We start from the raw sequence: 13,588 nt of genomic DNA, 5'->3' as shown, positions 1-13,588 counted from the left end.
TATCCTTACTCGAAATTTGGATTAGACTTTTTCAAGAAAGATAGACACTATGACACAATTTACTAACCATTTAAACATATTATCGGATTCATGCAAAGAAACAATCGAACAAATGACTCGATTGAAAATAAAAAATATCAATATAGAAAAAACGGAACAGCAAACAAAAGAATTGCCTTTTGCTCATGTGATAGCCTACACGGATTATGATAAGAATATGGATGGTAATTTCATTTTATCTTTTGAAAAGGAAGAAGCCGCCCTGAATCTTTCATCGGCCATATCCGAAAGGCTCGGTATCGGCAAATTTGAAGAAATTTGTGAAGACTCAATAGATCTTTTAAATGAATTTTTGAATATTGTTGTGGGCCGTACAATATCAGAGTGGGACAAAATTGGACTCAAAGTAAAATTCGGCATCCCTGTTTTAAAAAGAAAGCATAAAAGCGAGGATTCAAAAAACTTACAAGCTTATACAATCATAATGAATGTAATCGACACCTCTGAAAGTACTGACGATGGTAAAGATGTTGAACAGATTATTTTAAAAGTAGACCTTTCAATTGTTTTAAGAGTAGACCTTTCAAACAAGATTGAAAATAAAATAAAAGATAAAAAAATTTTGATTGTTGAAGATTCAAGGGTTATGAGGAAAATCATTGCAAAAATTCTTAAAAAAGAAGGTGCAACAGTCGAAGAAGCAGGCGACGGTGAAGAAGCGATTATGGTTCATAAAACATTCAACCCCGATCTAACGCTCATGGATATAAATATGCCGAAAATGAATGGGCTTGAATCCATCATCCACATCAAAGAATTCCATCCCAAGGCAAAATTTATCATTCTTTCTTCAAGCTCAAGAAAAGATGAGATTATAACTGCAAAAACACTTAATGTATCAGGGTATTTGATCAAACCTGTTGAAGCAGACCAACTTATAAAAAGGGTATCGAATATATTATAATCCTTGCAGCTCAATGAGCATACAGCCGCTGTCATAACCATAAAGTATTTAGGAGGTAAGGTTTATGTTATTGAGCTTCTGCCAATGCCTTGATCATAAAAAAATTCAATAAAAACGCCAACATGCGAACCTTTACCCCATTGGTCCAGCAAAACTGAAACCTATCAATTACACTTATTTTCTTGCTTTAATTTTATTTAAAGCCGCATCAAAGCTTGCCTGATCTGCTTTAAAGGCCTTGGCCTTTTCGCCGACCCTGATAATGGTCAAAGTATTGATCCTGTCACCTTTTTCAATTTTATTGACCACATCCTGACCGGTGATCACTTTTCCAAACACCGTATGTTTATTATCAAGCCAGGGCGTTGCCTTGTGGGTAATGAAAAACTGGCTGCCGTTGGTTCCGGGTCCTGCATTGGCCATTGACAGGATTCCGGGATAATCATGTCTCAAGCCGGCCACAAACTCGTCGGGAAATTGATATCCCGGACCGCCCCGGCCTGTTCCGGTAGGATCGCCGCCCTGAATCATAAAATCTTTGATCACCCGGTGAAAAATCAGGCCATCATAATATTTTTTTGAGGAACCCTGGTCGGAAGCGATTGTTCCTTGTGCAAGCCCGGCAAAATTAATTACGGTAAGGGGAACCCGGTCATAATAGAGAACTGCCAGAATTAGGCCTTTGTCGGTATCAAATTGTGCGTATAATCCGTTCTTGAGATCCCAGGTCTGAAGATCCTGGGAAAATACCGGGCAGGATATTAGAAACAAAAATAGAACAACGAATACACCAATAAATTTTTTTTTACCTGAAATCATTTTTTTCTCCATAATTTAAAATTATCCAATAATTAAACCATGCAACCAATCATAGTTAATATCGGCATAAAGATGTGTAATAATACCCCGCATCCCTTTTGATTTTATCCAATCAACATCTGGATATTGTGATAAAAACCAATAATGAAAGTCACTATTTGAGTTTTATAGGACTTTCATATAAATTTGCACCTTATCTAAAAATTGATCTGTTACGGCCTCCCCCTTTTGCTTGGTATAACGCAATGTCAGCCTCTTTGAGCAAATCGTCCAACGAAAGGGTGGCTTCTGTCCTCTGGGCCATGCCACAACTTATAGTACAAGAAATTGTGGTACTGTCTCCAATTAACACAATAAGCTGTGAGACAGTGATTCTGATTATTTCAACTAAATTTTTTACTTCGTCAGGTTTGGACGCAACAACTAATACGGCAAATTCCTCACCACCGACACGACCAAACACGGATTCTTCGGGTAAAAGATCACTTATGGCTTTTGTAATGCTTCTCAAAACAACATCACCTGACTGGTGCCCATAAAGATCATTAATGTTTTTGAAATGGTCAAGATCAATCATTATACTGAAAACACCTTCTTTGTTAAGCTCGTACATTGACTGAGCCAGTTCAAAAAATTTTCTTCGATTATAAACTCCGGTAAGACTGTCTCGAGTGGCAAGATAACCCAAGTTGTCAATAATTTCCTGCATGCAAAGATGCGTTTTTACCCGGGCCATCAGCTCTCTTGGCCTGAAAGGCTTGGTCACATAATCAACCCCTCCGAGTTCATAAGCCTTTTCAATGCTATCTTCATCGTTTTTAGCCGTTATAAAAATAACAGGGATATTTTTTGTTTCACCATCAGCTTTGAGCCCGTTACAAACCTCAAAGCCATCCATACCCGGCATGAGAATATCAAGTAAAATCATGTCAATTTTCTCTTCTTTTAAAACCAAAAGCGCGTCTTCTCCGGATGTCACAGGTATCACATCATACTCTTTTAAAATTGCGAGTATCATGTCAAGATTTGTTTCTGTATCATCAACTACAAGAATCGTTTTTTTTGTTTTTTTAACAGTCATTATTGGACATATTCCTCAAGTTTTTCAAAGGCATCTTTAAATTTATATTTTTGCACCAGAAATTTTATCTTTTCGATCAGATTTTCGTCAGCACAGTTAAACTGGAATTTTTCAAATTCAGCCAGAATAGAATTTACCGGTTGAGGTCTTCGTCGTTTGATTGCCGCAAGCAGTTCATGCATAAATATATCCCTTTGCTCCCGGCTAATCTCGTTTGGATCATTAAATTGTTTGTTTGTTTGTTTGTATATTGTGCTGCTCTTTATTTCACAGATAACATTTGCCATTTGCGTGTCAAGCTGATCAAAAAGAGACGGGACCAAATTTTCATCAAGCTTTATGGCGATTTCATGCAACATTTTCGCCCCGATATTTCCACTCAAACCTTTTATTGTATGAATAATGCGTTTTGCTTGATCCAAATCTTTTGAGATCATTGTTCTGAGTTTTGAAACAATACCGTCATAGTCTTCTGCAAATGAACGCAGGATCTTTGTATATAGAACAACATCACCCATCATGCGATCCAACCCGTTTTGAGTGTCTATATATTTAAAATCAGACAGGCTGATTTCTTTTTGCGACATTTCTTCACAAGTCATTATATCCGGCACCGGATTATTGATTTTTTTAGGAATGTATTTGAGCAGCAATGCAAAAAATTTTTCAACATCAAAGGGTTTGTTCAGATGATCGTTCATCTCATATTCTTTTGTCTTCTGAATATCTCTTGCCATGGCATTGGCCGTGATGGCAACAATCGGAATATCATTATTCAATTTGCGTATTGCCTGTGTTGCCGCATACCCATCCATTACAGGCATTTGAAGATCCATTAATATAAGTTCGAATTTTTCCGGGTTGTTCCGGTATGTTTTAACCGCTTCTTCGCCATTTAGAGCCTCATCAATAATTATTCCACTGTGAAGCAACATCCCTCGAATAATTTCCCGGTTTAAATCATTGTCTTCAACAAGCAGGATATTGCTTCCCCTTAGTGTTTTAAGCTCATCCTTAAGCGAGGTTTGCTTTATTTTACCCTGATCTTCCCTTACAATACCGGAGCCGAAAATATCAACGACAATATTGTATAAAAGAGACGGATTTATCGGTTTTTGCAAAAAAAGATCAATTCCCTGTTTTTTAGCAGCATGTTTAAGCGTTTCCTGCCGATATGCAGACACCATAATAATGGTTGGCGGAACAGCTTTATGGTGTTTCCGTATAATCCTGGTTGTTTCGATTCCGTCTATTCCAGGCAGATGCCAGTCCATAAGTATCAAATCATAATTTTTCTTATTTTGATCTATGATTGAGAGGGCTTCCTCGCCGCTTGCAGCCACATCCGTTTGAATGGAGAATTGATGCAATATTCCTTGTAATATGTTTTGCCATGAAGGTGTATCATCCACAATCAATACTCTTTTGTCACTGAAGCGTTTTGTTTTTTCAGGTTCGCTTTTCATGGTTTGGAGCATTACTTCAAAGACAAAAGAACTTCCCTTGCCGTATTCACTTTCCACCCAGATTCGGCCATCCATCATTTCGACCAAATACCTGCAAATGGCAAGTCCAAGACCGGTTCCCCCATATTTCCTAGTAATACTTGCATCCGCTTGAATAAAGGACTGGAACAGTTTTTCCTGTTGCTCCGCCGTAAGGCCTATTCCCGTATCCCGGACCTCGAAGTGGAAACGGTCAACAGCTGATTTTTTAATGTATATTCCAACCTCTCCTTTTTCAGTGAATTTTATGGCGTTATTAACCAGATTGGTCAGTATTTGACTAAGCCGCAACGGATCACCATAAAGCTCCATATTCAAACCATGCTCATAGGAAACTACAAAGTCGATATTTTTTTGTGCGACTTTGATTTCAATGAGTGTTATTACATTCTCAATAACCTTATGAAGGTTGAAATTGATAGCTTCAAGTTCAAGTTTTCCCGCTTCTATTTTGGAAATATCAAGGATATCGTTGATGATACCCAACAAGACGTGTGCAGAGTTCTCAATCTTTATAACATAGTCACTCTGCTGAGGGGCGAGGCCGGTCTGCTTCAAAAGATAGGTCATGCCGGTTATGGCATTCATCGGGGTGCGGATTTCATGGCTCATATTTGCCAGAAAATCACTTTTTGACAGATTGGCCTCTTCGGCTTCCAGTCTCGCCTTTTCGGCTCTGTCCATAGCCTCAAGCACCTGCGCCTCCATCTGTTTTCGAATGGATATGTCATCAAAAACCCAAAGAATACCCTTGGCCAGGTCCGGCGGTGTCTCATGGTCAAGAGCCTTTCCGGAAATGGTATTCCAAACGGGACTGCCGTCTTTTCTTTTCAGTTGATATTCAACCTGAATCAGTTTGCCCAGGCTGAGATTATGATAATATTTTTTACCAAATTCAATGAATTTTTTTTCTGACAAATGGATATCAAGCATGCTCATACCCGCCATATCTTCGGGTGTATCATACCCTAAAATATCTGCAAACCGCTGATTGCATTTGCCAATTTTGCGACCTTCAAGCAATAGAACCAGGCCAACCTGAGTGTTTGTAAAAATGGACTCCAGTTCTTTTTGCGAAGTTAAAAGCTCCTCTGTCCTTTCTTTAACATTCTCTTCCAAATGTGCATTCAGATGTTTTTGTTCTTCAATAAGCGACTTTATTTTTTTTGCAGCATGGGAAAATGCCTCTTCAAGATCCCCGATTTCATCATTTGCATTTTTTTCAAGTTCTATATTGTATTCATTATTGGAAAGTTTTTTGGCAGCACCCTCAAGATGTCTGATTCTATTGATAATATATCGGGACAAAAAAACCGGCAGTGCCGCCAGAATGACAAGCAATATTGTGGCAATCACCTTCAATTGATCGAGTAAGGCATTATATGTTTTCAGAATATCGTCTTTATTGACAATGGTTGAAATAACCCACTCATACTGTGAAAGATATGTATAGTACATAAGTTTGTTAACAGGCTTGTTGCTTTTGCCGCCACGCGGTGTAAATGTATATTCCAGCCAACCGTTGACATCCTGCCCGGATTTTCTTTCTCGGATTGATTCCAGTAATTCTTTGATAAAATACTTTCCGTTTTTTTTGTCCTGATATGAAAGGATATTTTTTTCTGAGAAAGCAGGGTGATAGATAAGATTGCCTTGGATGTCACATACTGAAATATAACTGCCTTCGAATTCAGACACGTTTGCTTTATCAAGGCTTGTTTTAAGCTGATCAAGGTCCATAACGCTGATGAAATCATCCAGCAAAGACTCTATCATAATTGCGGTAAGTGTTGTCCTTGCTACCAGATCCTTTTTGCTCTGCTCAATAACAGCCCTTCCAGCCTGTGGCAAGTACATCATGAATGACAGCAGAATAAAAATAATTGCCACGGCAAATATAGCAAATATTTTGCTTCGAAGTTTAAAATTATAAAAACATGCCCGCACCAGTCATATCTCCTGTCAAATCCTTTATGAACAAGCCTTTAACCCGCATTAAGTTCAATATTTATTTTTTCCTTCATGCTGTTGATAAGCTTCTTGCTCTTTGAAAATATCAATTTAATATCCCGGCTATGATCCACATTATTGTCATTCTTGTTCGCTGTTTTAAGGCCTGTGGTGTTAAGATCACTCAAATTTGATATTGCATTGCTGATATTTTGCAAAACACCTATCAGTCGATCTCTGTCGGGTTCCATTTTTTCCAACTTCTTACACACATTCACCCGGCATGCTATCAATGCCAGATGAGTTTGGACACGGGACAAAAGTTCAATAGCGTTAAAAGGCTTGGACACATAATCAACTCCGCCGAATTCAAAACATTGCTTAATATCCTGCTCGGAATTTTTAACGGTAACAAAAATTATCGGAATAGCCTTTGTCTTTGGATTTTGTTTTATTTTTTTACATATTTCAAAGCCATCCATATCAGGCATGACAACGTCAAGAAGAATTAAATCCACATCCTCTTCTGCTAGTATCTGCAACGCATCTTCACCTGAGACAGAAGGGATTACATCGTAATTTTTCAGTATATGAACCATAATATCCAGATTCAATTCAGTATCGTCTACCGCCAGGATTGTGGGTTTTTGTTTCATTATGAATCTCCTAAGCCGTAAAATAAATTTATAACTATAAGATAGAAAAATAAGCTTTGTCAATGCCCCAACAATGCCCACAAATCAACCGGCTAAGTTAAAATTTTAAAGACTTTCATATAACTGCCACGGGCAGACCTGGTCTTTCGCTCAGATTTGCCCACAACAAAACATGAAAGTCGCTGTTTGGATTTTTGAAGACTTTCATATGAAAATTTTACAGACAGGGGATTGTCAAGAATTGAATAATCATTAATTTTTAAATATTTGATGTCTGTGCCTGGATATATTATTGTAGCAAAAACAAATAAGATGAGGATAACACCATGGGAAAATCATTTCAGGACCAACTGCTTAAAGCAGGACTTGTTAATAAAAAACAGGTTAAAAAGGTCAAGCATGAGAAACATGTCGGCCGCAAGAAAAACAAAGCAAAAGGCTCCCCTACTGAAATAAACAAAGCACGGCAAGAACAATTGGCCAAAGAAAAGCTCAGCCAAGAACTCAACCGGCAACTCAACAAAAAAAAGCAGGAACGTGAAAACCTGGCACAGGTAAGGCAACTCATTGAAACAAACCGATTAAATCTGGATGATTATGATGAGTCCTACTACTTTACCGTAGGAAAAAAAATCAAACGATTATTTGTAAACGAAAAAATATCCCAAAAGCTCTGTCATGGACAATTAGCCATTGTCAAATTTGATGATTGTTTCGAGATTGTTCCTGCAAAGGTGGCTGAACAGATCACAAGCCGCAATCATGGTGATATGGTTGTATTATATAACGACCATGACGAATCAAGCTGCTAAAACAAATAATGGGAAACACATAATTCCAACCGGTTGAATGCTCTTTCATATTGTTCAAAGAACCTGAAAAATAATAGCCCCAAGATTCAAGCTGATCAACAAACAGGCCCCCGGAATGATCCAGAGGCCTATTGTTGTTTAAAAGTTTGCTTCAAGCATCCCAAAAGCAACAGTTTCCAGTTATTTTTTATTTCTCCGGCCAAATATTATAAAAATGATTGACAGGGCCGTGGCCCTTGCCTGTTTTATAGTCGATCCCGGCCAAAAGGGCTCCGGTGATATAAGATTTGGCATTCTGCACGGCTGTTTCAATATCCATACCCCTGGCAAGGCCGGCGCAGAGAGCTGAAGACAATGTGCAGCCGGTCCCGTGCGAGTTAATGGTGTTAATGCGTGACCCCGGCAGTGTGGTTAAGGTATCCGTACTTTTTTGATACAAAAGATCGCTGCTGTCTTCATGGTCAAGATGTCCGCCCTTGAGCAACACATTGTCACACCCCAGCGTGGCAAGTTCCATGGCGGCCCGGTCCATGTCTTCCCGTGTTGTAACCTCCCAACCCAGAAGAACGGACGCTTCAGGCAGATTGGGAGTGATGATTGTCACCCCTGGAATCAAAACATTTTTCAACGCCTTAACTGCGTCATCACGAAGCAGCTTGTCCCCGCTTTTGGAAATCATGACAGGGTCCAGTACGATATTGGAAGTTTTCCAATGGACCAGTTTTCGGGCAACAATTTCAATAACCTCGGGTGAATGAAGCATGCCGATTTTAACGGCATTGGTTCCAATGTCTTCCATAACCGCATCTATCTGCCGGCCGATAAATTCCGGAGGAACCGGGAAAATACCGGTCACTGTCCGGGTGTTCTGGGCTGTCAGGGCTGTAATGGCCGACATTCCAAAACAGCCCAGAGCTGAAAATGTCTTCAGATCAGCCTGGATACCAGCACCTCCTCCGCTGTCCGATCCGGCTATGGTCAAGGCTCTATAATAAGATTTCATAATCTTTTCTCCTTTTTTTACAGGGATTGGCTCCGTGATTGTTTTCTATGCTTTTAAGCGCTTTTTGATATCAGTTTCAGACAATTGGTAAAGCGCATCAATAAAATTGACCTGAAGCGTTCCAGGACCCGATGAAATTTCAGCAGCAATTTCCCCGGCAATCCCCATAACTGCCATTGCATGGGCAGCAGCTTTGTCGAATTCAGGATTGACTGCGGCAAAAGCACCGCAAATGGCCGTGGCAGTGCATCCCAAACCGGTTACCCTTGGCATTAAGGCATGGCCGTTTTTAACTTCGTATAAAGCTTGAGCAGAGACAATATAATCAGTTTCCCCGGTAACACACACGGTGCAGCCGATTTCACGGGCCAGGATTTTTGCGGCGTCAACAGCCAGATTCGATTCACTGGTGCTGTCAACTCCTTTTGTGGATTGGCTTTGACCGCACAAGGCCATAATTTCCGATCCGTTCCCCCGGATGATGGATGGGGCCGATGCCCGGATCAGATCCTTTGCCGTTTGGGTACGATAGGGTGTGGCACCCGCCCCTACCGGGTCCAGGACAATGGGAACCTGTTTTGATTTTGCTGTTTTTGCCGCCCTGAACATTGCATCAATCCATCCATCGTTCAAGGTACCGATATTCAGAACCAGGGCTCCGGCAATCCCTGCCAGATCTTCAACTTCCTGCACAGCATGGGCCATGACCGGGGACGCACCTATGGCTAACAGGGCATTGGCCGTGGTGTTCATCACCACATAATTGGTTATATTGTGAACAAGAGGGGCATTTTCTCTTATTTTTTCAACATCTTTAAATATATTTGCGGGTTGCAGGGTCATGGGTATACTCTCTTTATTTTTAATCAAATCAAACTTGTTCCAGCACTTTGACGGACATATTATCAACAAGATGCTCTGTTTTTTTTCTATATGAAAGCATATGTGATGATGACAGATGAGCTTTTAAATCCTCCAGCCTGTCCCATTTCTCAATTATTGTGACACCGTTTGGATTCAACTGCTGAGGGGGTAAATCTGCATGAACATCAATGGTTGGAACATACTCTATACATCCTTTCTCTTCAAGAACTCTTGGAATGTTTGATTTAAAAATCTCAATAAATTCTGACAATCGGCCTTCTTTAATTTGTATTGATGCAATTACATTTATCATTTAATAATCTCCTCAGCTTTGCAAAGCTTTTATCCGATAAAATCAACTTTTACATACGCCCAATGGTCTCAATCTATCACTCTGAAGTTAAAACATACAAGTCTTTTCATATTGTTAATATCCACTCACAAAATCATTTTGTCATGGCCAGTCAGGTTATTGTTGGGGCATCATAAATATTTGTTTAAAAAGCTGTTTTTCCATCACAGGTTCAAGTTTCTGCGGTATTTTTTTTGTTCTTGTGCTTTTAAATTTTTCTCTTGAATGGTATTTATACTTTTTTAAAAATAAACAGACAAAAAAACAGTATGCAGGAGAATAAAAAATGCCCAAGGCTTGTGAGTTGAAAAAAGGGAATGTTGTTGAGATAAATAATGACGCTTACATGGTTAAACATATTGATGTTAAAACTCCATCGGCAAGAGGAGCTGTAACCCTTTACAAGATAAGATTCAACAACATTAAGACCAAACAAAAATATGAAGAAAGCTACAAGGGAAATGATATGCTCAATGAAGTTGCTCTCTTGAAACGACCTGTACAATATCTATATCCAGACGGCGCTTTGCATGTATTCATGGACAGCCAGGAGTATTCCCAGTACATGATAGAAAACGATGCAATAGAAGATGAGCTTGTCTGGATCACGGATGGCATGGAAGGCCTTGTTGCCCTTATCATTGATGAGAATATGGTTTCCATTGAAATTCCAAATGCCCTTGTTTTTGAAATATCTGAAACTGCTCCCGGCATCAAAGGTGCGAGTGCATCAGCAAGAACCAAACCCGCAACCCTTTCAAACGGCGTTGAGATTCAGATCCCGGAATATCTTGAAGCAGGAGACATGATCAAGGTCAATACAGAAACAAAAAAATTCATGTCCAAGGCCTGATCCCAAACTTATCAGACGCAAATCTAAAAAACGGTTTTCCCACGGAACACACCTCTTTTTCTGAATACTTGTCAGACAAAATATCTGATGCATCCTTCTGTAATCGTTCAAACAAACGGCTGGATTATTGCGTTATTACAAAAGAATTTGAAAAAAATATGAAAAACAAGTTTGAATTACTGGCACCTGGCGGAGACATTGATTCCATAAAGGCCGCCATCCTGGCAGGAGCGGATGCAGTATACTGTGGGCTGATTAAATTTAATGCCAGAAACAGGGCGGCAAATATAAATTTTGAAGATTTAAACGGAATTTTAAATCTTGCTCATAAGCACAACTGCAAAGTTTTTCTAACCCTGAATATAATCATACTGGAAAGTGAAATTCCAGCTCTTGTAAGATTGCTTAACAAAGTTGTAAACACAAAGATTGACGGCGTAATTGTTCAGGATTCAGGATTGTTTTATTTGTTGTCCAAATATTTTAAAGACCTTGAAATACATGCATCCACACAATGCACCACACATAATAAAGGCCAGATACTTTTTTTAAATAAACTTGCTGCTGCCCGGGTTAATCTGTCACGAGAGTTGAATATTGATGAGATAAAAGAGTTGACCCCAATTGCCCGTGAAAACAATATCTCAATCGAAGTGTTTGTCCATGGGTCCTATTGCATCTCTTTTTCAGGACTTTGTTACATAAGTTCCATTCTCGGAGGCAATTCAGGAAATCGAGGCCGCTGCAGTCAACCTTGCAGAGACAGATATATGACCACCCCTGCGGGCAAGGATTTTCCTCTTAATCTTAAGGATAATTCAGCATACTTTGATCTCAAAGGCCTGTATGATGCAGGGGTTGATTCCCTTAAAATAGAAGGAAGAATAAAAAAATTTCATTATGTATATACCGTGGTGAACTGCTGGAAAAAACAAATCCTGAATTTTTATGACCATGGCGGAGTCGATAATGCTTACAATGCAGATAACACAGATGATGCAGCAACTAATACAGACAATACAAAAAATTTAACAAGTGACAACATTGACCTTTATAAAGTTTTTAACCGGGATTTTTCAAATGCCTATTTAAAGGGAGATATTAATAAACATATGTTTATTGATAATCCCCGGGATAATTCAGCAAAGCATCTTTTTGAGATAAAAAAAAAGAGCAAAAGCTGTTCGGCAACCAACAGCATGGAAAAAATCAAACAAGAACTTTATGATGAAAAAACAAAAATTATAACAACAGTTAAAGACAGAATCAAAGATTTAAGCATAGCAAAAACTCCTTTAACCATAAGCATCTCAGGAAAAACAAATGCCCCTTTGAAAATATCGGCAAAAACACCTGAAACTTCATTTGCTGTATTTTCAAAAAACAATCTTATCAATGCAGACAAACACACCATTGAACATAGCGCCATAGAAAAAAGATTTAAGAGCTTGAATAATACAAAATTTTACATTGAGCAGATAGACTTAAAAAATCTGCAAAAAGATCTTTTTATACCGTTTCAAGAACTCACTTCAATGAAAAATGAAATTGCATTCCTCTTAAACGGCTCAAAACCTATTGTTGCACCGATTAAAGTTCCCGTCTTAAACAAACAAAGCAAATTAAAAACCAAACCCTCTCTTTGTGTATTGATATCCTCCCCAAAGGATCTGTACCTGTGCAATACAACTTCAGCCGATATCTATTATAAGCTCCCTGATTGCCTTGAAAATAAAATTGCCGAACTCATAGAACTTTTCCAAAAAAATAAAAATTTAATTGCCTGGTTCCCGCCTGTTTTGATAGGAAAAAGCTATACTGCGGCAGTGGAATTTCTCAAGCAGGTGCAACCAAAACTCATTGTAACAAACAACACCGGAATCGCTTACAAAGCCTATGAAAACAAAATTGCCTGGATCGCAGGGCCTTATCTTAACAATACCAATTCCTTCAGTCTTTTATGCATAAAAGAAAAGTTTAATTGTTGCGGCTCATTTATTTCAAATGAAATCAATAAAAATCAAATAAAAAGGATTGTCAGTCCTGATGATTTCAAACTGTACTATAGTATATATCACCCTATTTTGCTTCTAACCAGCAGGCAATGCTTATTTCATCAGACCATTGGGTGCAAAAAAAACAAGATTGATGATGAATGTATTCAAGAGTGTAATAAATCCTGCTCAATCACAAATTTAAAAAAGGTTTGCTTTTTGATTGATAAAAAAAAGGGGGACTATCATTGCATGTATAATAATATTAATTTCCTGAATACAGATATCATAACTGATTTGCCGGATCTTTTTTCCGGTTTTTTCATTGACTTAAGGGATATAAAAACCGGAACGAAAATTGATACAATGGATATGGATAAATCCGGAATCGTACGGCTTTTTGAGAATCTTATAAATGGAAGTCCTGATTCAAGACCTGACTCAAAACCTGATTCAAAAAAAGAACTCAAACAAATTATTCATCCATCCACCAACGCCCAATATAAAACAGGAATCTGAAAACACATAAAATAAGAATCATAACGCGGCTAAAATACCTGCCGTGCATTTGACACCTATATTTTCCAACAGATCAAGGATCATGCCTGCATTGTCGGCACTCTTTTTTGAAGGCCTCCTTATGATCAAGGTGTTAGCAAAAGCTAACAATAACACAAGCCTGATCCCATTGAGCCTATGCCCCCCACTTGCCTTAAAAATATTAAAACTCATTAA

General features: G+C 38.6%; 12 protein-coding genes and 1 pseudogene. 4 read left to right on the top strand and 9 right to left on the bottom strand.

Annotated features, from left to right (window positions below):
* Positions 1-49 precede the first annotated feature (49 nt).
* A complete protein-coding gene (locus tag BLT94_RS01120) occupies positions 50-964 on the top strand; it encodes a response regulator (protein WP_092229591.1) in 915 nt (304 codons plus the stop codon).
* 174 nt (positions 965-1,138) lie between these two features.
* Here BLT94_RS01120 and BLT94_RS01115 read toward each other — a convergent pair whose 3' ends face one another.
* The 5 genes and pseudogenes from BLT94_RS01115 to BLT94_RS01100 all read right to left on the bottom strand — a co-directional run bounded on the left by BLT94_RS01115 (position 1,139) and on the right by BLT94_RS01100 (position 6,975).
* Positions 1,139-1,783, bottom strand: a complete 645-nt coding sequence (locus tag BLT94_RS01115) for a peptidylprolyl isomerase (protein WP_245742890.1) — start codon at positions 1,781-1,783, stop codon at positions 1,139-1,141.
* Positions 1,784-1,804: 21 nt separating this feature from the next.
* Positions 1,805-1,909, bottom strand: a pseudogene (locus tag BLT94_RS22615) (hypothetical protein); the annotation flags it as partial.
* A gap of 67 nt (positions 1,910-1,976) precedes the next feature.
* Positions 1,977-2,864 carry a diguanylate cyclase gene (locus BLT94_RS01110; RefSeq protein ID WP_092229588.1) on the bottom strand — a complete coding sequence of 296 codons (888 nt, stop codon included), beginning with the start codon at positions 2,862-2,864 and terminating at the stop codon, positions 1,977-1,979.
* The gene (locus BLT94_RS01105; protein WP_092229586.1) at positions 2,864-6,316 is read right to left on the bottom strand and encodes a response regulator; all 3,453 of its coding nucleotides are present in this window, start codon (positions 6,314-6,316) and stop codon (positions 2,864-2,866) included. The genes BLT94_RS01110 and BLT94_RS01105 overlap by 1 nt, the downstream gene beginning before the upstream one ends.
* A gap of 38 nt (positions 6,317-6,354) precedes the next feature.
* Entirely contained in the window at positions 6,355-6,975 is a 621-nt protein-coding gene (locus BLT94_RS01100) for a response regulator (protein WP_092229585.1), read from the bottom strand.
* A 326-nt stretch (positions 6,976-7,301) separates the two neighbouring features.
* Between BLT94_RS01100 and BLT94_RS01095 the strand changes: the two genes are divergently transcribed.
* The gene (locus BLT94_RS01095) at positions 7,302-7,787 is read left to right on the top strand and encodes a DUF2058 family protein (RefSeq protein ID WP_014956814.1); all 486 of its coding nucleotides are present in this window, start codon (positions 7,302-7,304) and stop codon (positions 7,785-7,787) included.
* A 187-nt stretch (positions 7,788-7,974) separates the two neighbouring features.
* Here the strand turns inward: BLT94_RS01095 and thiD are convergent, their stop codons facing one another.
* The 3 genes from thiD to BLT94_RS01080 are packed head-to-tail and all read right to left on the bottom strand — an operon-like array spanning position 7,975 to position 9,967.
* Entirely contained in the window at positions 7,975-8,790 is an 816-nt protein-coding gene (gene thiD / locus BLT94_RS01090) for a bifunctional hydroxymethylpyrimidine kinase/phosphomethylpyrimidine kinase (protein WP_092229583.1), read from the bottom strand.
* A 45-nt stretch (positions 8,791-8,835) separates the two neighbouring features.
* Positions 8,836-9,633, bottom strand: a complete 798-nt coding sequence (thiM, locus tag BLT94_RS01085; RefSeq protein ID WP_092229581.1) for a hydroxyethylthiazole kinase — start codon at positions 9,631-9,633, stop codon at positions 8,836-8,838.
* 28 nt (positions 9,634-9,661) lie between these two features.
* Positions 9,662-9,967 (bottom strand): putative quinol monooxygenase, encoded by a 306-nt coding sequence (locus tag BLT94_RS01080; RefSeq protein WP_014956811.1) that lies wholly within the window; start codon positions 9,965-9,967, stop codon positions 9,662-9,664.
* 325 nt (positions 9,968-10,292) lie between these two features.
* Here BLT94_RS01080 and efpL point away from each other — a divergent pair, with 325 nt between their 5' ends.
* Complete coding sequence (gene efpL, locus BLT94_RS01075; RefSeq protein WP_014956810.1) at positions 10,293-10,859, top strand: elongation factor P-like protein EfpL; 567 nt, start codon at positions 10,293-10,295, stop codon at positions 10,857-10,859.
* Between the two features lie 158 nt (positions 10,860-11,017).
* Positions 11,018-13,372 carry a peptidase U32 family protein gene (locus BLT94_RS01070; protein WP_092230076.1) on the top strand — a complete coding sequence of 785 codons (2,355 nt, stop codon included), beginning with the start codon at positions 11,018-11,020 and terminating at the stop codon, positions 13,370-13,372.
* Positions 13,373-13,390: 18 nt separating this feature from the next.
* Here the strand turns inward: BLT94_RS01070 and BLT94_RS01065 are convergent, their stop codons facing one another.
* The gene (locus BLT94_RS01065; protein ID WP_092229577.1) at positions 13,391-13,585 is read right to left on the bottom strand and encodes a hypothetical protein; all 195 of its coding nucleotides are present in this window, start codon (positions 13,583-13,585) and stop codon (positions 13,391-13,393) included.
* Positions 13,586-13,588 lie beyond the last annotated feature (3 nt).

Source organism: Desulfobacula phenolica (assembly GCF_900105645.1).
In the GTDB taxonomy this organism is placed as follows: domain Bacteria; phylum Desulfobacterota; class Desulfobacteria; order Desulfobacterales; family Desulfobacteraceae; genus Desulfobacula; species Desulfobacula toluolica.
This window is presented reverse-complemented; position numbering and strand designations above follow the sequence as displayed.

Coding starts and splice junctions, on each gene's coding strand:
- BLT94_RS01065 (WP_092229577.1), bottom strand. CDS start 13,585: ATGAGTTTTAATATTTTTAAGGCAAGTGGGGGGCATAGGCTCAATGGG.
- BLT94_RS01070 (WP_092230076.1), top strand. CDS start 11,018: ATGAAAAACAAGTTTGAATTACTGGCACCTGGCGGAGACATTGATTCC.
- BLT94_RS01095 (WP_014956814.1), top strand. CDS start 7,302: ATGGGAAAATCATTTCAGGACCAACTGCTTAAAGCAGGACTTGTTAAT.
- BLT94_RS01120 (WP_092229591.1), top strand. CDS start 50: ATGACACAATTTACTAACCATTTAAACATATTATCGGATTCATGCAAA.
- BLT94_RS01110 (WP_092229588.1), bottom strand. CDS start 2,864: ATGACTGTTAAAAAAACAAAAAAAACGATTCTTGTAGTTGATGATACA.
- BLT94_RS01080 (WP_014956811.1), bottom strand. CDS start 9,967: ATGATAAATGTAATTGCATCAATACAAATTAAAGAAGGCCGATTGTCA.
- thiM (WP_092229581.1), bottom strand. CDS start 9,633: ATGACCCTGCAACCCGCAAATATATTTAAAGATGTTGAAAAAATAAGA.
- BLT94_RS01115 (WP_245742890.1), bottom strand. CDS start 1,783: ATGATTTCAGGTAAAAAAAAATTTATTGGTGTATTCGTTGTTCTATTT.
- efpL (WP_014956810.1), top strand. CDS start 10,293: ATGCCCAAGGCTTGTGAGTTGAAAAAAGGGAATGTTGTTGAGATAAAT.
- thiD (WP_092229583.1), bottom strand. CDS start 8,790: ATGAAATCTTATTATAGAGCCTTGACCATAGCCGGATCGGACAGCGGA.
- BLT94_RS01100 (WP_092229585.1), bottom strand. CDS start 6,975: ATGAAACAAAAACCCACAATCCTGGCGGTAGACGATACTGAATTGAAT.